Genomic DNA, 26,693 nt, shown 5'->3' on the forward strand with positions numbered 1-26,693 from the left:
GTCGAGATCTTCGGGAGTGAGTCCGGAAAAATTGAAGATCTGCTTTTTCCGTACGTCGTCGCCCGTCGATAACTTCTGGAGTTCCAGACAGTGGATCTCGCGTCCAGAAAAAGGTTCGAAAGCGGACGGAGGGTCCGCCTCCCCGGAAGGCTCATCCATGACGTTGCTCTTCCTCCTGTTTTGTCTTCCGGGTCCTCGTGCCACGAGAACTTCCGGAGAATTTTTCGATGAAGACATGGCTGTGCCGTCTGTCACTCAGAGATTCCTGAGTCAGGAGGTAGAACCACCTTCAACGACCTTAGCAGGGTTCACTCGTTCGGGCTAAGTGATTTAGCGAATCGATTTCCGGATGTCGATATTCCGATTTTCGCAAACGTTCGCGAAAGGGAAGCGGAATTTCGGCTGTCGCGCATCGAGTCGGTAGATTCCGACCAAATGGGACACCCTGGTGTCCGGATGCCGAGGACCGGGCCCGTCAAGCGTTTGTTGACGAGTGATCGCCTGTCAAATTAGCCTGTCCGGAGTCGTGTACACAACGGTGGAAGCACAAGGAGTTGGGGAGGCACATGGAGGCCGGCGAGGAGTTCGGGCCCTGGCTGGCCCGTCAGCTTGCGATCTCGAACATGAGCCAGACGGAGCTGGCGAGGGAACTGAAAATGACCCGGGCTGCGGTCTCCGCCTGGGTCACCAGGCGTTCCGTGCCGCGCCCCTCCGTCATGGTGCAGATCGCCGAGGCACTCGGCACCGACCTCGGCACGGTCCACACGCGCACCGCTGACACCCAGGCCGGTCTGCCCGTCACCTGGTACCACCGACCCGGCTACCGGGACGGCGGGCGCGACGGCGGAAACGCGGCGGCCTTCGCATTCGACGCGGACGTCCAGGTGCTCGCGCGCGAGACCTGCCAGAACAGCCTCGACGAGCGGATCGTGAAGAACGGTCGCCCGGTACGCGTGCGATACACCATCCACGAACTCACCGGCGGAAAACTGGAGGCCTTCCGTGCCGCGCTCCTCTGGGACGAGCTCCAGCCCCACTATTCGGCCGTCTCCGAGTCGTCCGCAGATCAGAAGGTCGGCCGGGTCGTGGACGCCGGCGTGCGCGACATGTTCGAGAAGGGTCGGCTGATCCTGTTGCGGGTCGACGACTACAACGCCTCCGGCCTCACCGGGGACGACTACGACGACGGCAAGTTCGCAGCCGTCGTCCGTCGACAGTTGGAGAGCCTCAAGTCCGGTTCCGGAGCCGGTGGCTCGTACGGTCTCGGCAAGGCCACGCTCTGGGCGACCAGCGCGCTGGGCCTGGTGCTGATCAACTCCACCCTTTCCGTCCCGCACGAGGGACGCACCGAACGGCGTGTCATCGGGCGGCTGGAGCTGCCATGGCGTTCCGTCGGCGGCACCGCGTACGCAGGCCCCGCCTGGCTCGGACGCCCCGACCCCGAGACGCACAACGCCGAGGTCGTACGTTCCTGGTGGGCCGACGAGGACACGGTCGAACGCCTCCACCTCGCCCGTGACAGCGACGAGCCCGGTACCTCCTTCCTCATCGTCGGCGCCCACGACGTGGCGAGCCTCGACCCGGCCAAGGACTCCTCCGCCGAGACCGAGGGCGACGACGATGGCACCCGTGACATCAAGAACATGCACAAACGCCTGGTCGAGGCGCTGGGTCGCGATTTCTGGGCGGCCATGACCGGAGGCGGCGCCCGGCTCCCGCTGCTGGAGACCTCGGTGCGCACCCTGCGCAACGGCGAGATCGTCGTGGAGGAGCAGCAGGTCGACCCCATGGAGGACGAGCCCTCCCGCACCCGGGCCCTACGAGCTTTCTACGAGGGCACGACCGTGGACCGGCTCACCGAGTCCGGTCAGGTCGCGCTCCGTACCGTCCCGTTCAAGCTTCCCCTGTCCGGCGGCCGGCACGGCACTCTCGGCGTCCACCAGGGCGTGCTCCTGGTGACGGAGGGCGAGGACAGGGACGGGACCTCGAACCAGGTCCACTCCCTGCGCGGCAACCGGATGACCATCAAGAAGTCGTCCGTCCACGGTCTGCCGTTGGGCGTCACGGCCTTCCAGGCGGTGCTGCTGGTGGGGCACGCGGCGGGGGATTCGGCGCCCTTCGCGGAGGAGGCCGAGGAGTTCCTGCGGGCTGCCGAGCCGCCCGAGCACGACCGATGGGGCCAGACCGAGGAGTTGACGCTCCGCTGGTCCCACAGCGCCCACCATCGGATCGCCCGGCTCACCACGGACGTCAACTCCGCGGTCAAGGAACTCGTCGTCCGTCCCAAGCGCCCCGGATCGCAGGAGAACACCAAGCTCCGCAAGAAACTCACCGTCCCGCGCAAGTCGACGCCGGCCAAGCGCCCCACGGGTTCGGGCCTGCCGGAACTCTCCGAACTGGACGCCAAGATCGGGGAGAAGAGCGAGTGGCGCATCACCGCGGAGGTGAAACTGCCGCGCGCCGACGAGCTGCCCGCCATGACCCCGATGGTCCTTCTCGACGTCCGCTCCGGTGGGCGGCCACGGCTCGACTGGGCCGAGCTCGTCGCGGTGGAGGGCTGCGAGGTCCGGGACGGCGTCCTGCACTTCACGCCTGGGGTCCGTCGGGCCGTCTTCAGCGGCGCCACCGATCCCACCAGCCATCCGGTACGCACCGAACTGACGCGACTCGTACTCGAACTCCGTGCCGGTTCAGGGGAGTGAGGCATGAAGTTCTATCCGTACAAGCGACTCAACCGTCCCGTCACGCTGCGGGTGACTTCGGTCTCCCTGAAGCTGCCCGACGGCTCGCGTGACCCTCTGGACACCTCGTCCTTCTCGACCCCCAAGCGCACCGTCGCCCTGGGCGTCGCCCAGCACGAGGACTGGGTGACGGCCCGGATCGCCCTGTCCGCCACCCTGCCGCCCGGGGCCACGGACGCCGACGCCCCGTGGAGCGAGGTGCGGGTGCTCGCGGTACTCACCGACGGCGACACCAACGTGCGTACCTCCGTGGACCTCACGCAGGACGGCCCGGACAGCAGGGAGTGGTCCGGGACTGTCGACGTACGCCGTGACGACCACGCGGGCCGCGCCTCCCTCGCGGTCCACGCCGTGGCCACCATCGATGACATCCCTGGCAGGGCGATCACCGAGACGGACGTCGACTGGAAGATCGACACCACGGCCGAGGAGCCGCTCGAAGGCCTGGCCCTGGACGTGAAACAGACGGGCTTCTCCAAGAGCGCCCGTGAATGGCTCCGCCCGTACGCCGACGTGCCCTGGATCGTCGACGCCTCGGGCCGGCTCCCCCTGGTGATGATCAACACCGACGTGGAGGGGTTCTCGGACCTTCTCGGCGGTGATACCGGCGGGATGGAGAACAAGGTCCACGAGTTGTTGCTGTCCCAGATGGCCACGGACGTGTGGACGGCCGTCTTCCACAGCGCGATCGGCGATCTGGAGGTCGAACCCGACGGATCGCCGGTCTTCCCCACCGACTGGAGGGGAGAGGTGCTGCGGGACATGCTTCCCGACGTGGTACCCGGCTTCCGTCCCGAGGACGCCCTTCGCCAGGTCCAGCGCCGACGGACCGGGGACGCGGGATGGGTCGAACTCCAGACCCGCATCCACTACGCCGCCGTACGTCGAGCGGGAGCGCGCCAGTCGCTCACCAACATGCTGCGCGCGCTCCAACGGAACAACCGGGAGGACCTGCCGTGAACGACCGGTACCAGCACCTCGAACCGCAGCACATCCCGGAGCGGCTCGGTCTGCTCTCCGCCACGGCCGCCGACCCCTTCCTGACCGAGGATCTCCTTCGGGGGATCCAGGGACACGGCGGGGTCGACCTGGCCAAGGTCGTCGAGCCGTTGTCCGAGGACGATCCCCGCTGGAAGGTGGAACCGCTGCGGGAGCTGATCGAGGACGCGCCTTACAAGGGCAGGGAGAACCGGACCGCGGCCGACGCATGGCTGGCTCCCCGACTTCATGCCGCGCTCCGTATCAGTCGGCGGGAGGCAGCCGACCAGCGGATCTGGAATCACCTGGCGCTGGGCGTGGCCCCGGACTACGTGGCATGGCGGCACATGGGCGCGCCCACGGCGAAGAGTCCCGAGCCTCGCATCAGCGCGGCCCGATTCAAGGGCGTCGCCGACCGTCAGTGTTTCTCACGTCTGTGGTGGGCGGCCGAACTGTTCCGCAACGGTCCGGACTACTCGCCGGTGGAGGCCGCCTGCTCCAACCAGGACCTGATCCACACCGTCCTGCGTGTGTCCCTCATCGACCACCGGCCCACGGCCCAGGCGCTGGTCCGAGTCCTCCGGAAGGGGATCGCCACCACCGGCCGGGAGATCAACGGGCTGATGGCCGCGGTCAACACCGCCGGTGCCACCCTCGTCTACGACGCCATGGTCGAGGACGAGCCGCGAGACCCCGACGATCTGCGGCACTGGATCGCCGAGGCCGAGAACGCCCCGCCGGTGGACCGTCACGAACTGCCGATCGGACCCGACGAGGAGCCCGTCCCCGAGGCGTCGATCGAGAAGCTGACCGACTACTTCGCGGAACTCTTCGAGACGGCCCCCGTCAGGGGGAAGACCCCCCAGGCATGAGCCGGAGGTTCACCCGTCGGTGAGCGGGTGCCCCTCCAGATCCTTGCGCCGGCGGACCTTCACCGGTTCGCCCGGAGGACGCCAGTTCTCGAGCTTCGCAACGGCCTGCTCCAGCCTGGCTGCGGCCTCCTTCTTGCTCAGCTCCGGTTCGAGCACATGCCGGAGTACGTGCAGTGCCAGCCGGGGCGGCACCGCGTTGCCGATCTGCTGGGGCCGGTCACCGCCCCGCCAGGGGTACGCGACGGGGAACGTCTGGAGCACCCCGGCCTCGGCGAGTTCGAACCGGCTGTACAGGGGGAGGTCCGTGTCCGTGCCCTTGTGCACGAGCCGGTTGCGGGAGACCTTCCCGGTGACCGTCGAGGACGGGGCGTCGTGGTCACGGCGTCCTCGCGCGCCCGGGTCGCCACCGGTCCCGTAGTTCGAGACGACGGTGAAGGCGGGGCGGTCCGGCAGGTTCAGGTCCGGCGCGATGTCCCGGACCTTTTTCAGTGCGGTCTCCATGGACACCCAGGAGTCCTTCGGATCTTTCTCGCACGTGCCCAGGCTCTTCTCGTCGATGTCCCAGAGCAGCCCGTCCGCGCGATCCGCGCCCCGCGAGGCGGCGGGAACACCGCCCGGCCGATAGCGCTCGTGGGTCTCCTCCAGCTCCGGGATGTCGATCTTTCCGAGCCTGGCCATGAGCACGGCACGCCTGCGGGTCTGCGGGACGCCGAACGCCTCGGTGTGCATCATCTGCGTCCTGGTCCGGTAGCCGAGGGTGGCCAGCACCTTCTCGTACTCCTCCCACACCCGCATCACGGCGGGAACCTGCTCCAGCACGACAGCCTCGTAGGGCTCCAGCCCGGGGCGTCGGCTCCGTTCGATCACCCACCACAACGGTTGGAGAACGAGCCCTGTCCGTTCGTCGCCCAGCTCCTCCAACCTGATCCGGTGCGCGTCGAGGGACTTCTCCAGGGAGACGAGACCGTCGAAGAGACTCGCCAGGTCGGCGTCCCGGCGGGTGAGGCCGAGCGGCGCCTCCAGCGTCTTCAACGCCGTCTTGATGTCCTCGGTCGAGCAGCCGTGCTCGGCGAGGTTCTTCCTGGCCGCCTTGCGGGTGAGCGAGCGGACCGCCTCGTCCTCGCGCTTCGCGGCTTTGACCGCCTTCGCCTCGTCGGCCTTGTCTCGAAGTTCCTCGGAGATCCTGCGCCAGGTACGGAAGACCTCATGCCAGGGCGTCGACTCCGAGCGCACGGCGTCGTGCAGCCGCGCGATGTATTCCAGCACGTCGTCCAGTGCCCTGCGACCGGCACCGTGTCCGGCGACGGTGAACGTCTGACAGGGCGGTCCGCCCGTCAGTACCTGGGCGCGTGGGAAGTGGGCGGCGCGGTACTCCCTCACGTCACCGGCGAAGGTGTCCATCCCTGCTGCCGCACGGGTCTCACAGGCGTTGTCGTCCCATTCGATGCCGGTGACCCGATGACCGAGGACATCCGCCGCCACATCCAGTCCTCCCGGCCCCGCGAAGAGGTCCACGATGCGAAAAACCGCAGGTGAGGAGGGTGTGTGCGTGACGTGGCTCATGTGCGAGAAGTGTATCCGGCTGTCAGGTGTGCCTTCGCCCACGAGCTACTTCCGGTCCGAGGACCGCAGCGCGGTCGCGATCGCCTTGCCGAGTGCCCTGCCGACCGGCGGTGGGGTGGCATGGCCGATCTGCCGGTATCGGGCGGTCTTCTGGCCCGTGATCCGCCATTCCGGGGGGAATGCCTGGACGACGGCGGCCTGGTCCACCGTGATCTTCGGCATATGCGCCACGTCGTCCGAGCGGGGCCAGACGTAGTCCGGTCCCGGCACCTCGTCGGCGAACGCGTTCCCGTTGATCCCCATCCGTGCCCAGGCACGCTTCGTGCCGGTCGGGCCGACGTCGGCACCGCCCCGGTTGTCCGAGCCGCCCACGAGGGTCGGAGCCACGGCGCTCGCCTGATCCGCCCAGGCGTCGGCCTCCGGCCACCCCCGCGCCGCCATGGACTTCCGCAGCGCCTCGCCGACCGGGACATGCGTGTCGACCGTCGGCCTCGGCGGGGTGAAGGCGTCGAACCAGGACTCCTTGAGTGCCACCAGGACGCCCTGTTCCCGGTCCTGAGGCACGCCGAAGTCCGCTGCGTTCAGCACGAACCAGCGCAACCGGTAGCCGAGATGGGCGAGTTCCTCCGAGACGAACCGGCGCACCTCCTCGTACGCGGGCGAGTGTACGAGCGCCGGCAGATTCTCCAGGAGCAGTGCGCGCGGCTGGATGCCGTGGACGAGGTACACCGCGGCCCGGAGGAGATGCAGCTCGGGCTCGCTGTCCGAACGCCCCACGGCGGCGGCGGACTTCACCCGCGGCAGACCCGCCGAGAGCAGGTCGACGTCCAGACTCTCCCGGTGTTCGTCCGGCACGAAGTCGATCAGATCCTCGCGGACGACGTTCCAGTGAGGTCGGTTGGCCAGGAGCGTCTCGCACGCCTGCTGTTTGTCGTCGAGGAGCAGCGTCGGCGTGAAGCCCGCGTCCTCCAGCCCCGACGCCAATCCGCCCGCGCCGGAGCAGACGTCCACGAAAGTCAGTCTGTCATTCAACCGTCGTTCCCCCTCGGCTCGTTAGCCGATCATTCTCCCGTGCCTCCGGCCCGACGGATGGCACTCTCCCGTATCTCGCGTCTCCTGCGGTCGACCGTGACGCGCACCGCGTCGGCGGCCTCCTCCGGCCGTGTGTGCTCCCAGAACCTCAACACCGTCCACCCTTGGGCGTTGAGATGCTCGGTCGTCTCACGGTCCCGTGCCATGTTCCGGTCCAGCTTGGTGCGCCACCACTCCGCGTTGGCCTTCGGCTGCGTCGCGTGCTGCGGACAGCCGTGCCAGAAGCAGCCGTCGATGAGGACCGCCACCTTCGCCCCGGGGAACGCCACATCGATCCGTCGTCGCGGCAGACCGGGTACGGGGTACTCCACGCGGTAGCGCATGCCGGAGGCGTGCAGCAGCCGTCGTACGGCCAGCTCGACGCCGGTGTCCTTGCTCGCCTGCCTGCTCATGCGGGCCGAGACGCTGGGAGAGGAGGGCGTCACGCTGTTCACTGTCGTCATGCCTCACGAATGCATGTGGTCACGGTCGATGATGGTCTTGGGCGAGGACTCCCGGAACCGGCTCGTCGCGTGTGCGTGTGTTGCAGGCTGCGAGTCCCAGGAGCGCCACGATGCCGGTCTCAGGCCCTTGATGCCCCATGGCACGCCTCATAGCTGTTCCCCGACCCACACCAACACTTCACCCTTCGCTCCGGTGGCCACCCCGTAGCCCTCCCCCGCGCCGCCAGCGTCGTCGCGTACTGCGGCAGCAGGTTCGTGTCGGCGGGGGACGTGCCCTCTGAGGCTGCGAAGGCCTCGTAGGACGGGACTGTGCCTGTCACGATGCCGAGGTTGGCTGTGCCTGAGGCGGCCAGTTCGGTCAAGGACTCCTCTATGCCGGCCAGGTGTTCCGTGTGGGAGGGGTACTCCGCCTCCAGTGTCGGGTACGCGGTCAGGAGTTCCGCGAGTTCCGCCGCCGGCCAGTGCAGGACCGCGACCGGGAACGGGCGGGACAGTTCCTCGCGGTACGCGCCCAGTTCGGCGCGCAGGCGGGAGATCTCCGCCTCCAGTTCCGCCGGGTTGTCCGAGCCCAGGGACCAGACGCGCTTGGGGTCGTGGAGCTCGTCCAGGGAGACGGGGGAGGAGTGGAGGGTGTCCGCGAGGACGTCCCAGTCGTCGTGGGCGGCGCCCAGCATGCGGCGGACGCGGTGGCGGCCGAAGAGGAGGGGGTGGGCGGCGTGCGGGGGTTCCGTCCCGTTCGGCAGGAGCGCCGTCGTCCCCTCGGTGAACGTCTCCTGCGCCGCCTCCAGCTCGTCGTGGGACTCCAGGGACTCCGCGACGATCACCCAGGGGGCCGGGTCGCGGGGCGCCGCGGCGCGGATGCCGTCGATGATCGCTCGGGCCTCCGCCTCGTGGCCGTACTCCCACAGGTTCGAGGCTTTGAGGGCTCGGACCAGATGGACGTTGACCAGCCCGTCGGGGGCGGACAGCAGACGGTCGTAGAGAGTCGTCGCGGCGGGGCGGTCGCCGGCCAGTTCCAGATGGGCCGCGGCCTGCAGCAGCAGGGCTTCCGCGTCCTCGGGATACAGGCCGGCGGTCCGCTCCAGGCGTGCCGCTTCGGTGGTGTGGTCGACGTTCTCGGCAGGCGTGTCGGGGCGCATGGGGGACACGGTAGCGCCGCCGGGTGACAAAGGAGAGATATCTGCAGGCCAGGGGAGCCGGACGCCCATCTCCCACCTCCCCCGGCTCTCCCAGCGGAGCTAGATCGTCACTCCGTCCACCTGGAGCGTCTGCACGGCGCCCGCCGCGAACGGCACGCTGATCGTCTTTCCGCTCAGATAGGTGTCCGAGCGGGCCGTGTAGAGGTCGCCCGTTCCGCTCGTCACCGTGTTCCAGCGGGGGACGAGGCCGGACGAGCCGCCCGTCACCGTCGTGAAACGGGAGAGGTCGAAGGTCAGGGTCTGGGCGGCGGTGGAGGTGTTCGCGGCCACGATCACCAGCCGCTTCGCTGTCTTGTCGATCGCCGCCGCCGCGTAGCTGACGCCCGTGTCGAGGATCGTCATGCCGGGGCGGATGTGCCGGCTGAACTGGGCCATCACGTAGTACTTCGTCGTGACGGCGCCCGCCGCCAGCGTGCTCGCGTCGTACGCGATCATCGCCCAGTTCGTCGACGGGTCCATGACCTGCCAGTAGACCCAGGCCGTCGGGTGCAGCCAGCGGAAGTCGTAGAGCAGGTTGCTCGCCATCGACAGGCCCGTGCCGTCGTTGTCGCCCGTCTCCGAGTTCCACAACGCCTTGCCGGCCGTCGTCACGACGTCCGTGTAGAGCAGGTCGCGGCGGCCGCCCGAGCCCTGGTAGCCGTGGACGTTGACCCGGTTCACATACCCCTTCGTCGTCGACGAGAAGGAGTTCCAGGTGGTGCGGGCGAGGTCGTAGCTCGTCTCGTCCGACGCCGAGATCTTCGTCGCCGTCAGGCCGCGCTTGTCCAACTCGCTGCGCATGTACGGCAGTACGGCCGACTGGACGGTCGCGTCCATATGGCAGCCCTCCTGCGTTCCGGTCGCCGTCCACCAGGACGACGACGGCTCGTTGAAGGGGTCGACCGTCGCGAAGTTCACGCCCCAGTTGTTCTTGGCGTAGAGGGCCACGGCCGCCAGGTGGGAGGCGTGCTGGCGGTAGTTCCAGGACTGGAGGTTGTTGCCGCCGCCCGACGCGCCGGACGGGTTGTGGTTCAAACACATCCACCACATGGGGGAGTTGGCGAACAGTTCGGTCGTCGCGCCGCGCGCCGTCGCCTTCTGGAGCATCGCGCGCTGGGCGGCGTCCGCCGTCCAGTCCCAGGCGGAGGACGTCGGGTCCTCGTTGTTCCAGTCCTGCCAGTAGCCCTCGATCTGCTTGAACCCGGGGATGTTGGCGGAGGCGACCATGCTGGAGCCGCTCACCGAGTTCCAGCTGCACGCGCCCAGGTTGTAGCGGGCGATGTTCAGGCCGAGGCCGGGGAGGGTTCTGCCGTTGTAGGACACCGAGTTGGTCGTGAAGAAGATGTCGGCGAAGTCGTCCCGGGCACCGAAGACATTCGCCCACCAGGCCAGGGACGTTCCCCAGCCTTCCCAAGTTCCGTACGTCGTCGCCGGGTTGACGGAGATCGTCGCGTCGGCGTGGGCGGTGCCTGCGGCTAGGGCGCTTCCGAACAGTGCACCGCCGGAGGCGGCCAGCAGTGTTCTACGTCGGATCATGGTCACTCCACTCCGAGTCGTGGCCTGTCCCGTTCGGCCGAATCGAAGCATCGGGTGTCGCGACTGGGGTTGTCGAGAGTTCTGACAGCCCTTTCCCCAACCTGTGGAGGAAGGGGGAGGGGACGGCTCCGCACCGGTTCGAGGGGGCGAACGGCCAGGTCGTGCGGGTGCCGCTCTGGAGACCTCGTTCCCTTGCGCCTATCGTGCCCGCGTGCGCATTCCCCTCGTACAGCACAGCACCCGGCGACGGCGCGCCCGGTACCGGTGGGTGCTCTGGAGCAGTGGCGAACTGCTCGTCACCGCCGGGGTGTTGGTCCTGCTCCTCGTCGTCCACCAGCTGTGGTGGACCAACCGGGAGGCGAAGGACGGCGCCGAACGGCGGGTCGATGCGCTGGAACGGGAGTGGGAGACAGCCCCCGGCGCAGACACCGGCATCGATGCGGAGAGCGACAGTGACCACGCCGGTGACAGCGAGAAGAGCAGTGGCGGCGACAGTGGCAGCGACAGCAGCGGCAGCGGAGACGGCACCGGTGGCGGCAGCCGCCCGTCGTCCCAGGCCTACGCCGTCCTCCGCATCCCCCGCCTCGACCTCCGGGTCCCCGTCGCTGAGGGCACGAGCAAGCAGAAGGTCCTCAACAAGGGGTACGCCGGCCACTACGCCGACACCCAACAGCCGGGCCAGAAAGGGAACTTCGCGGTCGCCGGGCATCGCAACACGCACGGCGAGCCCTTCCGGTACCTCAACCGTCTCAAGAAGGGCGACAAGGTGGAGGTGGAGACCAGGAACGCGACCTACACCTACACCGTCGACGAGATCCTGCCGCAGACCTCACCCCGCGACTCGGGCGTCATCCAGCCCGTACCCCGTTCCCTCGCCAAGCCCGCCTACGGCTACGACGTCCCCGGCCGCTACCTCACCCTCACCACCTGCACACCCGAGTACACCTCGCGCTATCGGCTGGTGGTCTGGGGGGAACTGACCTCCATCGAGCCGAAGTCCTGACGAGCCGTAATCCTGACGAGCCGAAGTCCTGAGCCAACTCCCCTCAGGCCTACGGCCGTTGCTCCAGCGCCTTCCGTACCGCGTCCAGGATGGTCTCCGTGTCGGCGCCCAGCGCGCGGGCCGCCGAGGTGAAGTCGCGGGCCAGGGTGGTGAGTCGGCCGGCGTCGGGGTGCTGGGGTTCGGCGGGGAGGGCCGCGACCCGGGTGCCCGCGCCCCGGCGGGTGCGGATCAGCTCGGCGGCCTCCAGCTCACGGTAGGCGCGGGCCACCGTGCCCGGCGCCAGGCCCAGGTCGGCCGCCAACTGCCGTACGGTCGGCAGGCGTTCACCCTCCACCAGTCGGCCGGTGACGATCAGCGAGGCCAGCTGGACGCGGATCTGCTCGTACGGCGGCACCTGGCTGGTGGTGTCGACGCGGACGGCGGCTTCAGTCATCGTCCACGGCCCGGGGCGCGACGATGGTGAACAGGGACCACGCGAGGGCGAACAGGCTGAGCAGGCCCAGGGGGTAGATCACCAGGGCCGTGACGTTGCCCAGCATTCCGGCGCACTGCGAGTAGAACAGCACTCTCGCGATCATCCCGACGACGAGCAGCAGTTGGCTGGAGACCAGCAGTCCCCAGGCCCCCGTGATCGCCCAACTGCGGTCGTGGCGCTGCTGGTTGTCCCCGGGCCGGTGGGCGATCCGGCGCAGCGACCAGACGCAGGCGGCGGTGCCGAGGGCGAGGGAGACGAGGACCGGGGCGGCGTAGTAGAGGCCGGGCCACGGGCCGAGGTGTCTGGTCACGGTGGAGCAGGTGACGGCGAGGCTGCGGCCCGTGCGGCCGGCCTTGTCGGGGGAGGCCGTGGCGGCGCCGATCGTCAGCAGGACCATGATGCAGGCCGTCTGGAAGACGAGCAGCGGGGCCATGCGGGGCGGCACGTGGTCCCGGACCCGGCGCGGGGCGAGACCGGCGGTGCGGACCGCTTCCTGCGGGGCGGGCGTGAGGGAGTCGCCGAGCAGGACCCCGCCGACGGCGCACAGTCCGAAGGCGGTGACGGCGGAGACGAAGGGCATGGCGAGTTCGTCGCCGCCCATGCTGAGCAGCAGTTGGACGACCGCGAGGCCCAGAGCCAGCCCGGCCCAGCGGGCGCAGAGATCGGCACGGGCCAGGAGTCTTTCGGGCGAGACGGAGTCGAGCATGGCTGAGTCCCCCGGTGAGCACTGGTTATCTCTTGCATCTCTTGTATCAATGGGTGAGTACAAGATGCCGTGAACGAGATCTTGTGTCAAACGGTTGATACAAGCTCGGCGAGGCCCAGGTGCGGAACTGTCGTCCGGTCCCGGACGTCCTCATGGTGACGGGGCCGGGGGTCGACCCCGACCCGGCGGATCCGGCCGGTCAGGTGTGACCGAGCAGAGAGGGGAGGGAACGTGACGCGCAGTCGGTTCGTGCCGCGCCCCGCCCTGCTCCTGTTCGTCCTCCTCGTGGACGTCCTGCTGCTGGACGCCGGCGGGCTCTCCGCCGCCGTCGCGCTCGCCGCGACCGCCGCCGCCGGTTCCGCGCTCGCCGTCTGCACGCACGTCGCCGCGCGCAGCGCCCCCGCCGTCCCGCCCACCCGGGTGCGCACCGCCATCCGGGACCGGGCCAGGCGGACGGCCTTCCTGCCGCAGCGCGACCCCGACGCCTCGGGCCGACCGCGCCCCAGGGCCCCCGGCCACGCCCTCCCGACGACCGTCGCGTAGGGCACCCCCGGCCGGCCCGCCCGGCTCAACTCCGTGACCCCGCGCGGGTCGTCATGCCGCCACGAAGTCGACGTCCGGCACGACGAGACCCCCGGAGGGCTCCTCACCCATGTCCGCACCCCTGTCCGTACCCATGTCCGCTTTCGCCGGCCTGGTCGAGCAGCTCGCCGACCTGCTCCAGCCCCTGTTCGGCACCGCCGCCGCGGCCACGGCGATCGTCCTGTTCACCGCGCTCGTACGGCTCCTCGTCCACCCGCTGTCCCGGGCGGCCGCCCGCGGGCAGAAGGCCCGGACGGCATTGCAGCCGATGATCGCCGCACTGCGCACGAAGCACGCCAGGAACCCCGAGAAGCTCCAGCGGGCGGTGCTGGCGCTGCACGCCGAGGAAAAGGTGTCGCCGCTGTCCGGACTGCTGCCCAGCCTCTGCCAGTTGCCCGCCTTCTTCCTCCTCTACCACCTCTTCTCCAGCTCCTCGATCGGCGGCGCGAACAACGAACTGCTCAGCCATGAGCTGTTCGCCGCGCCCCTCGGCGACCGCTGGACGGACGCGCTGACCGGCGGCGGGATGTTCGGCGCGGCCGGGCTGGTCTACCTCGGGCTGTTCGCCGTCGTCGCGGCCGTCGCGTCCTTCAACTTCGTACGGGCCAAGCGGACGCCGCTGCCCCAGCCCGCCGCCGGTCAGGAGGTGCCCGGGCTCGGCACGGTCGCCAAGGTGATGCCGTTCCTGTCCTTCTTCACCCTGGTCACCGTGGCCGTCGTACCGCTGGCCGCGGCGCTGTACGTGATCACCAGCACGACGTGGAGCGCGATCGAACGGGCCTTCCTGTACCGATGACGGGACCGGTGACGGGACCGACGACGGGACCGACGGCGGGACCGGTGACGGTCCAGTACGTGAACCGGGTATTGCGGAGTGGACGTCCAGCTTGGAGGATCGACCAGTCATCCGATGGCTGCACCCGTCGGACGGCGTGTTGCGATCGAGGGAGACAGTCACCATGAAGCTGCTGCGAGTCGGTACGGCGGGAGCGGAGCGTCCCGCGCTGCTCGACCCCGAGGGGGTTCTGCGGGATCTCTCCGGGGTCGTCCCGGACGTCGACGGCGCGCTGCTCGCCGACGAGGCCGCGCTCGGCCGGGTCCGGGCCGCCGCCGAGTCGGGCGAGCTGCCGGCGCTGGACGCGACCGGGCTGCGGATCGGGCCGCCGCTGGCGCGGATCGGCAAGATCGTGTGCATCGGGCTCAACTACCACGACCACGCCCGCGAGACCGGGGCCGAGCCGCCGCCCGAGCCCGTCGTCTTCTTCAAGGCGGCGGACACGGTCGTCGGCCCGTACGACACCGTGCTCGTTCCCCGCCGGTCCGCCAAGACCGACTGGGAGGTGGAGCTGGCGGTCGTCATCGGACGCACCGCCCGCTACCTGGAGTCGGCGGCGGAAGGCCTCGCGCATGTCGCCGGGTACGCCGTCGCGCACGACGTGTCCGAGCGCGAGTTCCAGATCGAGCGGGGCGGGACCTGGGACAAGGGCAAGAACTGCGAGACGTTCAATCCGCTCGGGCCGTGGCTCGTCACGGCGGACGAGGTCGGCGACCCGCAGGGGCTTTCCCTGAGGCTCTGGGTCAACGGCGAACTGAAGCAGGACGGCACGACCGCCGAGCAGATCTTCCCGGTGGGGGAGGTCGTGCGGTACGTCAGCCAGTTCATGACGCTGTACCCCGGGGACGTCATCAACACCGGCACGCCGGCGGGCGTGGCGCTGGGCGCGCCCGAGCCGAAGCCGTACCTGCGGGCGGGGGATGTCGTCGAGCTGGAGATCGAGGGGCTTGGCCGACAGCGCCAGGAGTTCAACGACGCGTAAGCGCTCCGCTGGGGGGGGCGGGGAACTGCGGTGGTCCGTCGGCGGCAGGCCGGTTGTGGCTGGTCGCGCAGTTCCCCGCGCCCCTGAAGGGGCACGTCAGCCGAGGTACTTTTCCAGGAACTGTTCCAGTGCCTCGACCACGAAGCGGTGGTCTTCCAGTTGGGGCAGGCCCGAGACCGTGACCGCGCCCACGATGCCGACGCCCTCCACGTTGATGGGGAAGGAGCCGCCGTGGGCCGCGTAGGTGTCGGGGTCCAGGCGGGAGGAGTCCTCGAACGTCGTGCCCTTGGCGCGGCAGCGGGCGCCCACCAGGTAGGAGGAGGCGCCGAAGCGCTCCACCACCCGGCGCTTGCGGGCGATCCAGGCGTCGTTGTCCGGGGCCGAGCCGGGCAGGGCCGCGTGGAAGAGCTGCTGGCCGGAGCGGTGGATGTCGACGGCGACCGGCGCCTGGCGCTCGCGGGCCAGTTCCACCAGCAGTGAGCCGAGCGCCCACGCGTCGTCGTGGGTGAACTGGCGGAAGACCAGTCGCCGTTCCTGGCCCTGGAGCTCCTCCAGGGTCGGGGTGATCTCCGGGGTGAACTTCGGGGTGATCTCGTGGGTGCCCATTACAGCGTCACCGCCACTTTGTCTCGTGCCGAACGGCGGGCCGCCTCCAGGACGTCGAGGGCGGCGGCCGCCTCGACGGCGGTCACCGGGCCCGGGCCGCCGTCGATCAGTGCCTTGGCCACCGCAGCGTAGTAGGCCGGGTAGTCGCCGGGGAGGGTCCGTACGGGTTCTCCGCCGCCGGTCAGCGGGGACTCGCCCGAACCGAGCCGGCCCCACAGCTCCTCCGGCTCGGTTCCCCATGCGGCGGAGTCGGCAGAATCAGCGGATCCGGCCGGGCGCTCACCCTCCCGCAGTGCCGCCTCCTGCGGGTCCAGGCCGTACTTCACATATCCCGCCTTCGAGCCCAGCACCCGGAAGCGCGGGCCGAGTTGGGCGGTCGTCGCGGAGACGTAGAGGTGGGAGCGGACGCCGTTCGCGTGCGTGATCGCGATGAACGTGTCGTCGTCGGTCTCCGCGCCGGGCCGGCGGATGTCCGCCTCGGCGTAGACCGAGACCGCCGGGCCGAAGAGGACCAGCGCCTGGTCGACGACGTGGCTGCCGAGGTCGTAGAGGAGACCTCCGATCTCTGCGGGGTCGCCGGACTCCCGCCAGCCGCCCTTCGGCAGCGGCCGCCACCGCTCGAACCGGGACTCGAAGCGCCAGACGTCGCCCAGCTCGCCCTCGTCCAGCAGCCGGCGCAGGGTCAGGAAGTCGTTGTCCCAGCGGCGGTTCTGGAAGACGGAGAGCAGCAGCCCGCGCTCCTCGGCGAGGGCCGCCAGCTCCCGGGCCTCGGCCGCGGTCCCGGCCACCGGCTTGTCGACGACGACGGGCAGGCCCGCCTTCAGGGCGGCGGTGGCGAGCGGGACGTGCGTCTTGTTCGGGGACGCGACGACGACCAGGTCCAGCTCGTCGGCCCGGGCGAGCAGTTCGTCGGGCGTGGCGGCGAGGCGGATGTCCGGGAACTCGGCGCGGGCCTGCTCCTGCCGCTCGGGGTTCGAGGTGACCACCGTGTCGAGGGTGAGGCCCTCGGTCGCGGCGATCAGCGGGGCGTGGAAGACGGAGCCCGCGAGGCCGTAGCCGATCAGGCCCACACGGAGGGGAGTAGCACTCATGAACTCCACTTTCGCAACGCTGTTGCCAAAGTGCAAGCAGGGGAGAGAATGGGTGCGTGAACCTGACGAACGGAGGCGCCCGCCCGGACGGCACGGAGGGCGCGCATCGCCCGGACCGCACGACCGGCGTGAACCTGCTGGCCCTGCGCAGCCACAACACCGCGCTGGTGCTGGATCTGCTGCGGTCGGCCGGGCCGGACGGCATCAGCCGCCTCGAACTCGCCGAGCGCACCCGGCTGACCCCGCAGGCCGTCAGCAAGATCACCGCCCGGCTGCGGGACGAGGGGCTGGCGGCGGAGGCGGGCCGCCGCGCCTCGACCGGCGGCAAGCCGCGCACGGTGCTGCGCCTGGTGCCCGAGGCCGGCCACGCGGTCGGCGTCCACCTCGACCGGGACGAGCTGCGGGTGGTCCTGGCCGATCTCGACGGGCGGGTGGTGGGGGAACGGTGCGTCCCGCTGTTCCTGGGCGCGGGGGCGGAGGCCGTGCTGGGGGCGGTGGTGCGGGAGGTGGGCGAGGTCGTCGAGGACGCCTCGATCCGGTCGACCGGGGTCGCCGGGGCCGTCGCGTCGTCCCTCCTCGGCGTTGGTGTGGCGCTTCCCGGCCCCCTCGACCATGCCCGCGGCGTGCTGCACCGCGTCACCGGCTTCCCCGAGTGGAACGGGTTCCCGTTGCGGGACGTGCTGGCGGCGCGGCTCGGCATGCCGGTGGTCGTCGACAAGGACACCAACGCGGCCGCGCTCGGCCTCGCCGTCGGCGTCGCACACGGCGGCGCGGCTGCCGCCGGGCTCAGCGGCGGTGAGGAGAGCGGTCGTGAGGGGAGCGGTGGCGAGGGGGACGGCGGTGAGGCGGACGGCGGTGAGGCGGACGGCGGTGAGGCGGGCGGCGGTAGGGAGGGCGGCGGTGAACGCGGCGGCCGCGCGCAGGGCTCCTTCGCCTGCCTCCACCTCGGGACGGGCCTCGGCGCGGGCCTGGTGATCGGCGGGACCGTGCACCGGGGCGCGCACACCGGCGCGGGGGAGTTCGGCCACCAGGTCATCCAGCTGGACGGGCCGCCCTGCCCCTGCGGCAACCGCGGCTGCATCGAGGCGCTGTGCCTGGCGGCCATCGCCCGGGGGGACGTCGCCGAGGCGGCCCGCGTGCTCGGCGAGGGCGCCGCGAACCTGGCCTGTCTGCTCGACATCGACGCCGTGCTGCTGGGCGGCCGCACGATCGCGGCGGCGCCCGAGCGGTTCGTCCGCGGAGTCGCCGCCGTCCTCGACGCCCGCGCCCGCCGCGAGGGTTCGGCGCAGGCCGCCGTACCGGTCCGCCTCGCCCCCGGCGGAGCACGCGGCGTGGCGGAGGGAGCGGCCCAACTCCTCCTGGCCCCGGTCTTCGGCAGAGGCGACGGCTGACGGCCCGGCGGCCCCCTGCCCGGTCCGGCGGCCCTCGCCCGGTCCGGGGGCTCCCGCTCGGTCCGGCGGCCCTCGGCCAGTTCCACGGCTCCTGCCCGGTCCGGGGGCTCCCGCTCGGTCCGGGGGCTCTCGCTCGGTCCGGGGGCTCTCGCTCGGTCCGGGGGCCCTCGCTCGGTCCGGGGGCTCTCGCTCGGTCCGGGGGCCCTCGCTCGGTCCGGGGGCCCTCGCTCGGTCCGGGGGCTCTCGCTCGGTCCGGCGGCTCTCGCTCGGTCCGGGGGCTCTCGCTCGGTCCGGCGGCCCTCGCTCGGTCCGGGGGCTCTCGCCCGGTCCGGCGGCCCTCGCCCGGTCCGGCGGCTCCCGCTCGGTCCGGCGGCCCTCGCCCGGCCCGGGGGCTCCCGCTCGGTCCGGCGGCCCTCGCCCGGTCCGGCGGCCCTCGCCCGGCCCGGCGGCCCCCGCCCGGCCCCGCGGCGGAGGCCGCCCCCATGACGGAGGCCGCCCCCGAGGGTTACGTCTGAACGAGGGGATTCGTACGGTCGTGCGGTGTGCCTTTGCCGCTCGCGTCGTTTCCTCGGGCAGGCTCACGTGTTCATGCGACTGTGCCCGCCTGTCTCCCTCTGTCTTGCCGCGGCCGCCGCCCTCCTTCCCGTGCCCGCGCACGCGGAAGCCGGCCCGAGTTGCTCGGGCCCTGAAGCCGGTGGCTTCCCCCTCACCACCCGCCTCCACGGCGGCCCGGACACCTACCGGGCCGGTGGCGGATACGGCATCTGGTACCTCGACCTCACCAACACCACCCGCCGTACCTGCAGCGAGATCCACCCGGTCGTCGTCCTCGTCGACGCCGAACGCGCCCTCAAGCCGACCCAGCCCCGCCTGGAGTTCTACGCCGACGGCCGACCGCACCCGGTCCGCTTCGAGCCCACGGACGACGACGAACTGGTCGGAGCGTTCACCGACGAGGACGACGTGGACGGCCATGCCGCCGACCCCGCCGACCCTGCTGACCACCCCGCCGACCACCCCGCCGACCTGCCCCCCTTCCCCGGCTTCACCGTCGGCCCCGGTCGGACCCTCACCGTCAAGCTGCGCCTGGCCCTCACCTCGGACACCGCGCCCAACGCCGTCACCGCCAACGCGGCCGTCGTCCAGCGGCACGGTGACGACGGCGACTGGATCGGGCAGTCGAACGACTACCGCTTCGCCGTCGAGACCGCCCCGCACGCCGCAGCCGGAACGGACGGCCCCGCCGCGGAAGCCGAAGCCGAAGCCGAGGCCGGAACCGGGGCCGGAACCGACCGTCCCGTCCCCGACCCGGCCGTCTCCGCCTCCGACTCGGCTTCCGCCGCAGGCAAGACCTCCGCCGCTCACCCCACCCCCGCCCCCGACCATCCCTCCGCCACGGACACCGGCCCGCTCTCCCTCGCCGAGGAGGCCGAGGAACTCGCCATGACCGGCCTCTCCTCACCCGCCGCCCTCGTCGCCGGAACCGTCTGTCTCCTCGCCGCGGGCGCGGCTCTCCTCCTGGCCCGCCGACGCCGTTGATCCGGGGCGGAGCCCTGCCCGAACCCTGCCGAAGCGCTGCTCAAGCCCTGTTCACGCCCCGCCCGCGCCCCGCCCGCGTCCCAGCCAGTGGACGGTCCGAATCCGGCCATTCCCACAAGATCCGGCCTGTGATTAGGGTGGGGCGCACGCAGCGACCGCGTACACACGCAACGACCGCGTACTCGCGTACGGCAGGGAGATCCCGGACATGGCAGACCGCAAGCCCATCGAGTCGTGGCTCACCGACATGGACGGTGTGCTCATCCACGAGGGCGTGCCGATCCCCGGCGCCGACGCCTTCCTGAAGAAGCTGCGGGAGTCCGGCAAGCCGTTCCTGGTGCTGACCAACAACTCGATCTACACTCCGCGCGACCTCCAGGCCCGCCTCCAGCGCATGGGCCTGGACGTGCCGGTCGAGAACATCTGGACCTCCGCGCTGGCCACCGCCAAGTTCCTGGACGACCAGCGGCCGGGCGGCACGGCGTACGTCATCGGCGAGGCGGGCCTGACCACCGCGCTGCACGACATCGGCTACATCCTCACCGACCACGAGCCGGACTACGTCGTCCTCGGCGAGACCCGCACCTATTCGTTCGAGGCGATGACCAAGGCGGTCCGGCTCATCAACGACGGCGCCCGTTTCATCTGCACCAACCCGGACGAGACCGGCCCCTCCACCGAGGGCCCGCTGCCGGCCACCGGAGCCGTCGCCGCGCTGATCACCAAGGCGACGGGCAAGAACCCGTACTTCGCGGGCAAGCCCAACCCGCTGATGATGCGCACCGGGCTGAACGCGATCGGCGCCCACTCGGAGACCAGCGCGATGATCGGCGACCGTATGGACACCGACGTGCTGGCGGGCATCGAGGCCGGGATGCAGACCTACCTGGTGCTGACCGGACTGACCCGGCCCGAGCAGGTCGAGAACTTCCCGTACCGCCCGTCGAAGATCGTGGACTCGATCGCGGACCTCGTCGACCGGATCTGAAACCCGGCACGGAGCGAATCAGACCCGTAGGGAGTAGCGAGACCCCGCCTGGGGGTGCGCATCGGGTCGGGGCGAGGGAGTCTCCAGATAGCTGGAGGTTCACGATGAGCTCAATGAAAGTCACTCTCTGTGCGGGTGTCGCGGTCGCCGCCGCGGTGCTCATCCCCACGGCCCACGCCTCGGGCGAAGGCGGCGCGGACGGAAGCGGCGACGTCTCGGTCACACCGTCCACGCCCGCACCCGGCTCCCAGGTCACGCTGAAGGTCAGCGGCTGCGTCGGCAGGACGGCCACCGCGGCCTCCGCCGCCTTCGTCGCGGACGCGCAACTCGTCGGCTCGGGCGGCACGCTCTCCGGCGACACCCGGGTCCGCTCCTCGATCGTGGCGGGCACCTACGACGTGCAGATCACCTGCGCCGACGTCAAGGTGAAGGGCCGGATCAAGGTCGTCGAACCGACGTCTCCCGACCTGTCGGAGTCGGACGGCCTGACCCCGCCCATCACTTCCGCTTCCCATTCCGCTTCCGCTTCCGCTTCCGCTTCCGCTTCCGCTTCCGCTTCCCCTGGCACCGCCACCCCCGTCGCCCCGGTCCACGCCGGAGGCGGCGGCACCGCCCCGCTCGCCGCCGCCGAGGACGCGCGGGTGCGGGTGGACGGTCGCGGGCCCGGAACCGTGCAGGCGGTCATCGGGCTGGTGCTCGTGGGCGTCGCCGCGACCGCCGTCGTGTTCCGCGGGCTGCGCCGGAGACACAGGGCGGACTGAGCGATGCCCGACCGCGAACGTTCTTCCGGTCGCTTCCTCACTGGCCTGGCCTGGGCGCTGCTGCTGCTCGGGCTGTGGCTGTGGGGGCGCGACGCGACCGACATACGGCACGGGATATCCGCCCCGGCCACCGGCGACATCGCCGCGGTGGGCCGTCCGCCGGACGCCGAACTCCCGCCCGCCGCCGAGCCGTTGGGGCAGGCGTTGCCGCAACGCATCGACATCCCCGAACTGGGTGTGCAGGCTCCGGTCGTCGCCCGCGGTCTGGACACCGAGGGGGCCGTCGACCCACCGCCCTTCGACCAGGCGGGCGTGGTCGGCTGGTACGCCGACGGCGCGCAACCCGGCGCCAAGGGCACCGCCCTGCTGGTCGGGCACGTCGACACCGAGACCCGGCCCGCCGTCTTCTACAAGCTCAGCACGCTGGAGGCCGGCGAGACGGTACGGGTGGTCCGGGACGACGGCAAGGTCGCCGAATTCACCGTGGACGACGTCACGGTCGTCCAGCGCGACCGGTTCGACGCCCAACAGGCCTACGGAACCCGCCAGTCGGGCCGCGCGGAACTCCGTCTCATCACCTGCGGCGGGTCCTACGACCGGGTCAGCCGCAGCTACACCGCCAACGTGATCGTGTCGGCGTACCTGACCGGCCCGGCCGTCTAGGACAGGCCCCAGGACCGGGACGTGTCACCGGCTTCGCGGCCACCAGGCCCGGTCGGCGGCCCGCTCCCCCGAAACCGCCGACCGGACCGTCCTCGACCGCGCGCGCCCGGGCTGCGGGAGTAACCCGGCGTCCGGCGCGGGAGGCTGCGAAGTCACGGTAGGTGAAGGACCCACCACGGATCGGGACCGTCCCGTCGACTGTAGAACGGATGTACGCCGGGGCCTAGATGGCGACGCCCGCACAGAGGGCGCGAGGGGCAATGCCGAAGGCCCCCCGCTTTCGCGAGGGGCCTTCGGTGTCTGTGCGCCGCCAGGGACTCGAACCCCGGACCCGCTGATTAAGAGTCAGCTGCTCTAACCAACTGAGCTAGCGGCGCCTGCTGACGCGACAACTCTACAGGACCCCCGACCGTGCCCAGGACCATCCGCCCCGAGCCCCGGCCTCTCCCGCCCGGGCCGCTGGGCCGGGCGGGTGCCGCGTACATCATTCGGACCGTCAGCATGCGCGTCGGGAAGACAGTTGAGAAACTGGCGAACGTGCACAGGCGCGGACATTTCCAGCTGGAGTGTGAGGGGAATCGCATGGAGACTCCGGTATTCGAGGAATTCGATCCCGAGAGCGACTGCGACTGCCCCGGATGCGTATCGCGGCGGCGGACGATCCCGAATTCGCCGCCCGCCCCGTTCGGCGGCCGCCCGGCCGCCCACCGCGCCCTGGTCGTCGCCACCGCGACGGCCGCCGCGCTCGCCGCGCCCCACGCGGCACCCGCCCTCGCCGCCCCGCAGACCCCCGAGCGGCCCGGCGTTCCCGCAGGTGACGAGCCCGACACGCCCCAGGGCGGCAAGGCGCCGCTGCACGGTCCGGCCGGGCAGCCGGCCCGGCCCGGCGGGCTCGCGGGACCGGTCAAAACACCCCCGACGACCCGGTCGGACATCATCAGAAGGGCCAAGGACTGGGTTTCGGCGCAGGTGCCGTACAGCATGAGCACCTACTGGTACGACGGTTACCGGCAGGACTGCTCGGGTTTCGTCTCCATGGCCTGGAACCTGCCGGGGAACGAGTGGACGGGCAGTCTCCACCAGTACGGGACGCGGATTTCGAGGAAGGAACTCCAGCCCGGCGACATTCTGCTGTTCCATAATCCGTCCGACCCCGAGAAAGGCTCGCACGTCGTCATTTTCGGCGGCTGGACGGACTACACGCACAGCTACTACATCGTCTATGAGCAGACCCGTCCCACCACCCGCCGGCAGGCCACGCCCTACGCGTACTGGAGCAATTCCAGCCGCTACATCCCCTATCGCTACAAGGGCCTGACGACGCCCGCGCCGACCACCGCGCAGCAGGTGAGCATCAGCAGCAACGGCAACGCCGGCGGGGGGAGTGGGAGCGGGAGCGGGGGCTACCGGCCCGGTTCCGGGGTCGCCGCGACGACGGTGTCGTTCCCGGGGCGGCGCGCCTTCGGGCCCGGCGCGAACAACCCGTACGTCACCCTGCTGGGCAAGCTCCTCATCGAGCGCGGCGGCAGGCGCTTCTACCCCGCGGGGCCCGGCCCGCGCTGGTCGAACGCCGACGGCCGGGCCACCCAGGCCTTCCAGCGGGCCCAGGGCTGGAGCGGCGCCGCCGCGGACGGCCTGCCCGGCCCGAGGACCTGGGCGCTGCTGATCACCGGCCAGGGCAGGAGCATCGCGGCGACCGGTGTGGCCGGGCCGCCCGCCGCTTCCCCGCCCACTGCGTCGACGCCCGTCTCTTCCGCGCCTGCCCCGCCCTCGGCGTCGCGCGTTCCCCCGTACCCGGGCCGGGGTGTGTTCCGGCCCGGCGCGCAGAGCCCCTATGTCACGCAGCTGGGGCGGCAGCTGGTGAAGAAAGGGTTCGGCAAGCACTACACGACGGGTCCGGGACCGCGCTGGGGCGAGCCGGACCGGCGCGGAGTCGAGGCCTTCCAGCGCGCCCAGGGCTGGCGCGGCGGCGCGGCGGACGGCTACCCGGGCCCGGAGACCTGGCGCCGCCTCTTCTCGTAGAACCACTCGTAGAACCACTCGTCGAACACCTGCGGAACCACTCGCTGAACCACTCGCTGAACCGCTCGCCCCTGTAGTTCCACTGGTTCCACTCACACTCATGGCGTATCTGGCGCGGAGGCTGGAGGCACGCAATGAACACGACCACTTCACAGACGCCCGAGCCCGAGGGGCCCATCCGGCCCACCCGGCTCATCCAGAACGAGGCGACGACCGAGATCCCCGTCCACCTGCTCTTCCGCGATGAACCCGAGCCGCGGCCGGTGCCGCTCGGGCCCGCCGTGGTGGGCAGCCGGACGGGCACCGGCGAGCAGCCGCGGCTGCGCCGGCCGATGCAGGCCAAGCCCCGTCCGGTCGCGCAGGTCGACCCCGAGCTGGTCGAGCGGCCGGCCCGGGTGCTGCCGGGCGCGGCGGGCGTGTTCGCCGGGACCTGCGGGGCGGCCGGGTGCGTGGCCGCCTCGTGGTGGGCCGGGGTGCTGCCGCCGCTGGTGGCGCAGGCGCTGCGGCTGCCGGAGCTCGCCGGCGCCGGGCTCGGTCCGGAGCAGTGGGCGGCCTACGCCGGTGCGGGCGCGCTGGGACTGTTCGGCTTCGGCGGCCTCGCCCGGGGGCGGACCGGACGGGCCTGGGTGCTCGGCCTGTTCGGCCGCTACCGGGGGTCCGTGCGGCGCACCGGTCTGCTGTGGGTGAACCCGTTGCTGCTGCGCCGCCGGGTGGATGTGCGGCTGCGGCACTGGCGCAGCGAGCCGATGCCCGCCGCCGACGGCAGCGGGGTCGCGCTGCGGGTGGTGGCCCTGGTCGTGTGGCGGGTGCGGGACACCGCGCGGGCCACGCTCGGCGTCGAGGACCACGAGACGTATCTGCGCGAGTGCGTCGAGGCGGCCCTGGTCCGGATCCCGGTGGAGACGCCGGGGACCGGGCGGGGTTCGGCGGAGGCGGCGGGGGAGGCGCTGACCCGGCTGGTCGCGCGGGACGCGGGCGCGATCGGCCTGGAGGTGTTCTCGGTGCGGCCGGTCCGGGTCGAGTACGCGCCCGAGGTCGCGGCCGCGATGCACCGCCGCCGGATCGCGACGCTGGACGCCCAGCACCGGGCGACCGTGCTGACCTCGGTGGTCGACTCGGTGGAGGACACGGTGACGCGGCTGACCATGCGGGGGCTCGTGGAGCTCGACGACTACGAGCGCAAGGCGCTGGTGAAGGACCTGACGGTCGCCTTCTGCTCGGGGCGGCAGGAGCAGAGCCCGTGAATCGGGTCAGTGAATCAGGTCGGTGAATCAGGTCGGTGAATCAGGTCAGTGAAGCGTGTCCTGTGATTGGTATGGACATGTTCAAGAAACGCCCATAACCTCAGACTTGGTCTAGACCTGCACGCACATCCTGCGGGGCTCCTCGCGAAGCTCCGCAGGAACTCCTCACTGAACTCCCCACGTTCTCCAGGAGCGGCAGCATGCGCAAAAAGACCAAGTGGTACGCCGCCGCGCTCGGGCTCACCACGGCGGGAGCCTTCGTGCTCACCGCCGGGGGCGCGAGCGGCCACGGCTACACCGACCTCCCCATCAGCCGGCAGAAGCTCTGCCAGAACGGCTCCGTCACCAACTGCGGCGACATCCAGTGGGAACCGCAGAGCGTCGAGGGCCCGAAGGGCTTCCCGGGCTCCGGCGCGGCGGACGGCCGGATCTGTTCCGGCAACAACACGCGCTTCGCCCAGCTCGACAGCCCGAAGACCCCCTCGGGCGGGGCATGGCCCACCACCAAGGTGAGCGGCGGCCAGAGCTACACGTTCCGCTGGCAGTTCACCGCGATGCACGCCACGACCGACTTCAAGTACTACGTCACCAAGGCGGGCTGGAACCAGAACCACAACCTGGCCCGCTCCGACCTCAACCTCACCCCGTTCCTGACCGTCCCCTACAACGGCCAGCGGCCCCCGTCGACCCTCTCGCACAGCGGCACGCTGCCGTCCGGGCTCAGCGGACGTCACATGATCGTCGCGGTGTGGACGATCGCCGACACGACCAACGCGTTCTACGCCTGCTCGGACGTCACGTTCTGACCCCGCGCGGGTAGCCTCCGCGTGCGCCGCCCAGGGCCACCGGCCGTGCGCCGGCGCACGCGGATGTCTCTGTCGAAGCGGTCGAAGCGGGGGTGCTTACCGAGTGGACGCCACCGGCCTGTTCGTCGCGCTGATGATCGCCCTCTACCTCGTGGCCGCGGTCGCGCTGGTGCGCCGCGTCCGGCAGCGCCGTGCCGCCTGGCGGAGCGGGCTCACCGCGCCGGGCCGGGTGGTCCGGGCCTGGGAGACCACGGAGATGATCAGCACCGTCGCCACCCGGACGCGGTGGTACGCGTACGAGTTCACCGCCCGCGACGGTCGCACCGTCCGTTTCGAGGAGAGCGGGGGGCCCCGCGAACGGGCCGTCGGCGACGAGGTCCTCGTCCACTACACGGCGCAAAAGCCGGAGCGAGCCACCTGCTCCGCGCCGCGGCCCGGCAAGGACATCGCGGGCACGGCGATCGCGCTGGCCTCCCTCGCGGTGGTCACCGGCGCCATCGTCCTCCTGGCGGTCACCTGAGCGGATCGAACGAAGTCGGCAGAGCCCCGGAGGGGCGCGGGGCGCTGACATATGCGGCTCCGCCGCGCGGGCGCGA

Annotated in this window: 25 protein-coding genes and 1 tRNA gene; 16 read left to right on the forward strand and 10 right to left on the reverse strand. The window is 71.1% G+C overall.

What is annotated here, in order from left to right:
- Window positions 1-566 precede the first annotated feature (566 nt).
- Genes ACWCPF_RS03530 through ACWCPF_RS03540 form a run of 3 tightly spaced genes read left to right on the forward strand, consistent with a single transcriptional unit; the run spans window position 567 to window position 4,591 of the window.
- Window positions 567-2,702, forward strand: a complete 2,136-nt coding sequence (locus ACWCPF_RS03530; protein ID WP_451043267.1) for a helix-turn-helix domain-containing protein — start codon at window positions 567-569, stop codon at window positions 2,700-2,702.
- Between the two features lie 3 nt (window positions 2,703-2,705).
- On the forward strand, window positions 2,706-3,701 hold the full coding sequence (locus tag ACWCPF_RS03535) for a hypothetical protein (RefSeq protein ID WP_451043268.1): 996 nt from the start codon (window positions 2,706-2,708) through the stop codon (window positions 3,699-3,701).
- Window positions 3,698-4,591 (forward strand): DUF6339 family protein, encoded by an 894-nt coding sequence (locus ACWCPF_RS03540; protein ID WP_451043269.1) that lies wholly within the window; start codon window positions 3,698-3,700, stop codon window positions 4,589-4,591. Before ACWCPF_RS03535 ends, ACWCPF_RS03540 begins: the two co-directional genes overlap by 4 nt.
- Window positions 4,592-4,600: 9 nt before the next feature.
- Here the strand turns inward: ACWCPF_RS03540 and ACWCPF_RS03545 are convergent, their stop codons facing one another.
- The 5 genes from ACWCPF_RS03545 to ACWCPF_RS03565 all read right to left on the reverse strand — a co-directional run bounded on the left by ACWCPF_RS03545 (window position 4,601) and on the right by ACWCPF_RS03565 (window position 10,403).
- Complete coding sequence (locus tag ACWCPF_RS03545) at window positions 4,601-6,154, reverse strand: DNA cytosine methyltransferase (RefSeq protein WP_451043270.1); 1,554 nt, start codon at window positions 6,152-6,154, stop codon at window positions 4,601-4,603.
- Between the two features lie 45 nt (window positions 6,155-6,199).
- Window positions 6,200-7,165, reverse strand: a complete 966-nt coding sequence (locus tag ACWCPF_RS03550; RefSeq protein WP_451043271.1) for a DNA cytosine methyltransferase — start codon at window positions 7,163-7,165, stop codon at window positions 6,200-6,202.
- Window positions 7,166-7,215: 50 nt separating this feature from the next.
- Window positions 7,216-7,638 carry a very short patch repair endonuclease gene (locus ACWCPF_RS03555; RefSeq protein ID WP_451043483.1) on the reverse strand — a complete coding sequence of 141 codons (423 nt, stop codon included), beginning with the start codon at window positions 7,636-7,638 and terminating at the stop codon, window positions 7,216-7,218.
- Window positions 7,639-7,808: 170 nt separating this feature from the next.
- Window positions 7,809-8,828, reverse strand: a complete 1,020-nt coding sequence (locus ACWCPF_RS03560) for an SEC-C domain-containing protein (protein WP_451043272.1) — start codon at window positions 8,826-8,828, stop codon at window positions 7,809-7,811.
- 99 nt (window positions 8,829-8,927) lie between these two features.
- Window positions 8,928-10,403, reverse strand: a complete 1,476-nt coding sequence (locus ACWCPF_RS03565; protein WP_451043273.1) for a beta-1,6-galactanase — start codon at window positions 10,401-10,403, stop codon at window positions 8,928-8,930.
- 211 nt (window positions 10,404-10,614) lie between these two features.
- Here ACWCPF_RS03565 and ACWCPF_RS03570 point away from each other — a divergent pair, with 211 nt between their 5' ends.
- On the forward strand, window positions 10,615-11,406 hold the full coding sequence (locus tag ACWCPF_RS03570; protein WP_451043274.1) for a class E sortase: 792 nt from the start codon (window positions 10,615-10,617) through the stop codon (window positions 11,404-11,406).
- Window positions 11,407-11,455: 49 nt separating this feature from the next.
- On the opposite strand, the gene ACWCPF_RS03575 is transcribed toward ACWCPF_RS03570, so the two are convergent.
- A complete protein-coding gene (locus ACWCPF_RS03575; RefSeq protein WP_451043275.1) occupies window positions 11,456-11,839 on the reverse strand; it encodes a GntR family transcriptional regulator in 384 nt (127 codons plus the stop codon).
- On the reverse strand, window positions 11,832-12,587 hold the full coding sequence (locus ACWCPF_RS03580) for a hypothetical protein (RefSeq protein ID WP_451043276.1): 756 nt from the start codon (window positions 12,585-12,587) through the stop codon (window positions 11,832-11,834). The genes ACWCPF_RS03575 and ACWCPF_RS03580 overlap by 8 nt, the downstream gene beginning before the upstream one ends.
- A gap of 231 nt (window positions 12,588-12,818) precedes the next feature.
- Here ACWCPF_RS03580 and ACWCPF_RS03585 point away from each other — a divergent pair, with 231 nt between their 5' ends.
- The 3 genes from ACWCPF_RS03585 (at window position 12,819) to ACWCPF_RS03595 (ending at window position 14,986) form a co-directional block, all read left to right on the forward strand.
- Window positions 12,819-13,130, forward strand: a complete 312-nt coding sequence (locus ACWCPF_RS03585) for a DUF6412 domain-containing protein (RefSeq protein ID WP_451043277.1) — start codon at window positions 12,819-12,821, stop codon at window positions 13,128-13,130.
- A 133-nt stretch (window positions 13,131-13,263) separates the two neighbouring features.
- Complete coding sequence (locus ACWCPF_RS03590) at window positions 13,264-13,965, forward strand: YidC/Oxa1 family membrane protein insertase (RefSeq protein WP_451043484.1); 702 nt, start codon at window positions 13,264-13,266, stop codon at window positions 13,963-13,965.
- A gap of 163 nt (window positions 13,966-14,128) precedes the next feature.
- Window positions 14,129-14,986: a fumarylacetoacetate hydrolase family protein gene (locus tag ACWCPF_RS03595; protein WP_451043278.1), complete on the forward strand. Its 858-nt coding sequence runs from the start codon at window positions 14,129-14,131 to the stop codon at window positions 14,984-14,986.
- 96 nt (window positions 14,987-15,082) lie between these two features.
- On the opposite strand, the gene ACWCPF_RS03600 is transcribed toward ACWCPF_RS03595, so the two are convergent.
- Complete coding sequence (locus tag ACWCPF_RS03600; RefSeq protein ID WP_451043279.1) at window positions 15,083-15,592, reverse strand: heme-degrading domain-containing protein; 510 nt, start codon at window positions 15,590-15,592, stop codon at window positions 15,083-15,085.
- Window positions 15,592-16,683, reverse strand: a complete 1,092-nt coding sequence (locus ACWCPF_RS03605; RefSeq protein WP_451043280.1) for a Gfo/Idh/MocA family protein — start codon at window positions 16,681-16,683, stop codon at window positions 15,592-15,594. The genes ACWCPF_RS03600 and ACWCPF_RS03605 overlap by 1 nt, the downstream gene beginning before the upstream one ends.
- Window positions 16,684-16,739: 56 nt before the next feature.
- On the opposite strand from ACWCPF_RS03605, the gene ACWCPF_RS03610 reads away from it, so the two are divergent.
- From ACWCPF_RS03610 to ACWCPF_RS03630, 5 genes are all read left to right on the forward strand, one after another.
- Window positions 16,740-18,074, forward strand: a complete 1,335-nt coding sequence (locus tag ACWCPF_RS03610) for an ROK family transcriptional regulator (protein WP_451043281.1) — start codon at window positions 16,740-16,742, stop codon at window positions 18,072-18,074.
- 582 nt (window positions 18,075-18,656) lie between these two features.
- Window positions 18,657-19,613, forward strand: coding sequence for an LPXTG cell wall anchor domain-containing protein (locus tag ACWCPF_RS03615; RefSeq protein WP_451043282.1), 957 nt, complete (start codon window positions 18,657-18,659; stop codon window positions 19,611-19,613).
- Window positions 19,614-19,821: 208 nt separating this feature from the next.
- Window positions 19,822-20,601: an HAD-IIA family hydrolase gene (locus ACWCPF_RS03620; RefSeq protein ID WP_363174178.1), complete on the forward strand. Its 780-nt coding sequence runs from the start codon at window positions 19,822-19,824 to the stop codon at window positions 20,599-20,601.
- A 104-nt stretch (window positions 20,602-20,705) separates the two neighbouring features.
- Complete coding sequence (locus ACWCPF_RS03625; RefSeq protein ID WP_451043283.1) at window positions 20,706-21,362, forward strand: hypothetical protein; 657 nt, start codon at window positions 20,706-20,708, stop codon at window positions 21,360-21,362.
- A 3-nt stretch (window positions 21,363-21,365) separates the two neighbouring features.
- Window positions 21,366-22,025, forward strand: a complete 660-nt coding sequence (locus ACWCPF_RS03630) for a class F sortase (RefSeq protein ID WP_451043284.1) — start codon at window positions 21,366-21,368, stop codon at window positions 22,023-22,025.
- Window positions 22,026-22,328: 303 nt separating this feature from the next.
- Here ACWCPF_RS03630 and ACWCPF_RS03635 read toward each other — a convergent pair.
- Window positions 22,329-22,402 (reverse strand) — tRNA-Lys (locus ACWCPF_RS03635).
- A 205-nt stretch (window positions 22,403-22,607) separates the two neighbouring features.
- Between ACWCPF_RS03635 and ACWCPF_RS03640 the strand changes: the two genes are divergently transcribed.
- The 4 genes from ACWCPF_RS03640 (at window position 22,608) to ACWCPF_RS03655 (ending at window position 26,617) form a co-directional block, all read left to right on the forward strand.
- Window positions 22,608-24,047, forward strand: coding sequence for a peptidoglycan-binding protein (locus ACWCPF_RS03640; RefSeq protein WP_451043285.1), 1,440 nt, complete (start codon window positions 22,608-22,610; stop codon window positions 24,045-24,047).
- A gap of 134 nt (window positions 24,048-24,181) precedes the next feature.
- Window positions 24,182-25,291, forward strand: a complete 1,110-nt coding sequence (locus ACWCPF_RS03645) for an SPFH domain-containing protein (protein WP_451043286.1) — start codon at window positions 24,182-24,184, stop codon at window positions 25,289-25,291.
- 200 nt (window positions 25,292-25,491) lie between these two features.
- Window positions 25,492-26,097, forward strand: a complete 606-nt coding sequence (locus tag ACWCPF_RS03650) for a lytic polysaccharide monooxygenase auxiliary activity family 9 protein (protein ID WP_451043287.1) — start codon at window positions 25,492-25,494, stop codon at window positions 26,095-26,097.
- A 103-nt stretch (window positions 26,098-26,200) separates the two neighbouring features.
- Window positions 26,201-26,617 (forward strand): DUF3592 domain-containing protein, encoded by a 417-nt coding sequence (locus ACWCPF_RS03655; protein WP_451043288.1) that lies wholly within the window; start codon window positions 26,201-26,203, stop codon window positions 26,615-26,617.
- Window positions 26,618-26,693: the final 76 nt, after the last annotated feature.

This window comes from Streptomyces sp. NPDC001858 (genome assembly GCF_053594615.1).

Excerpts from the sequence above, each read along its gene's own strand:
- ACWCPF_RS03545 (WP_451043270.1), bottom strand. The coding sequence starts at position 6,154 with ATGAGCCACGTCACGCACACACCCTCCTCACCTGCGGTTTTTCGCATC.
- ACWCPF_RS03645 (WP_451043286.1), top strand. The coding sequence starts at position 24,182 with ATGAACACGACCACTTCACAGACGCCCGAGCCCGAGGGGCCCATCCGG.
- ACWCPF_RS03575 (WP_451043275.1), bottom strand. The coding sequence starts at position 11,839 with ATGACTGAAGCCGCCGTCCGCGTCGACACCACCAGCCAGGTGCCGCCG.
- ACWCPF_RS03530 (WP_451043267.1), top strand. The coding sequence starts at position 567 with ATGGAGGCCGGCGAGGAGTTCGGGCCCTGGCTGGCCCGTCAGCTTGCG.
- ACWCPF_RS03650 (WP_451043287.1), top strand. The coding sequence starts at position 25,492 with ATGCGCAAAAAGACCAAGTGGTACGCCGCCGCGCTCGGGCTCACCACG.
- ACWCPF_RS03600 (WP_451043279.1), bottom strand. The coding sequence starts at position 15,592 with ATGGGCACCCACGAGATCACCCCGAAGTTCACCCCGGAGATCACCCCG.
- ACWCPF_RS03590 (WP_451043484.1), top strand. The coding sequence starts at position 13,264 with ATGTCCGCTTTCGCCGGCCTGGTCGAGCAGCTCGCCGACCTGCTCCAG.
- ACWCPF_RS03555 (WP_451043483.1), bottom strand. The coding sequence starts at position 7,638 with ATGAGCAGGCAGGCGAGCAAGGACACCGGCGTCGAGCTGGCCGTACGA.
- ACWCPF_RS03625 (WP_451043283.1), top strand. The coding sequence starts at position 20,706 with ATGAGCTCAATGAAAGTCACTCTCTGTGCGGGTGTCGCGGTCGCCGCC.
- ACWCPF_RS03560 (WP_451043272.1), bottom strand. The coding sequence starts at position 8,828 with ATGCGCCCCGACACGCCTGCCGAGAACGTCGACCACACCACCGAAGCG.
- ACWCPF_RS03630 (WP_451043284.1), top strand. The coding sequence starts at position 21,366 with ATGCCCGACCGCGAACGTTCTTCCGGTCGCTTCCTCACTGGCCTGGCC.
- ACWCPF_RS03595 (WP_451043278.1), top strand. The coding sequence starts at position 14,129 with ATGAAGCTGCTGCGAGTCGGTACGGCGGGAGCGGAGCGTCCCGCGCTG.
- ACWCPF_RS03640 (WP_451043285.1), top strand. The coding sequence starts at position 22,608 with ATGGAGACTCCGGTATTCGAGGAATTCGATCCCGAGAGCGACTGCGAC.
- ACWCPF_RS03535 (WP_451043268.1), top strand. The coding sequence starts at position 2,706 with ATGAAGTTCTATCCGTACAAGCGACTCAACCGTCCCGTCACGCTGCGG.
- ACWCPF_RS03565 (WP_451043273.1), bottom strand. The coding sequence starts at position 10,403 with ATGATCCGACGTAGAACACTGCTGGCCGCCTCCGGCGGTGCACTGTTC.
- ACWCPF_RS03580 (WP_451043276.1), bottom strand. The coding sequence starts at position 12,587 with ATGCTCGACTCCGTCTCGCCCGAAAGACTCCTGGCCCGTGCCGATCTC.
- ACWCPF_RS03605 (WP_451043280.1), bottom strand. The coding sequence starts at position 16,683 with ATGAGTGCTACTCCCCTCCGTGTGGGCCTGATCGGCTACGGCCTCGCG.
- ACWCPF_RS03620 (WP_363174178.1), top strand. The coding sequence starts at position 19,822 with ATGGCAGACCGCAAGCCCATCGAGTCGTGGCTCACCGACATGGACGGT.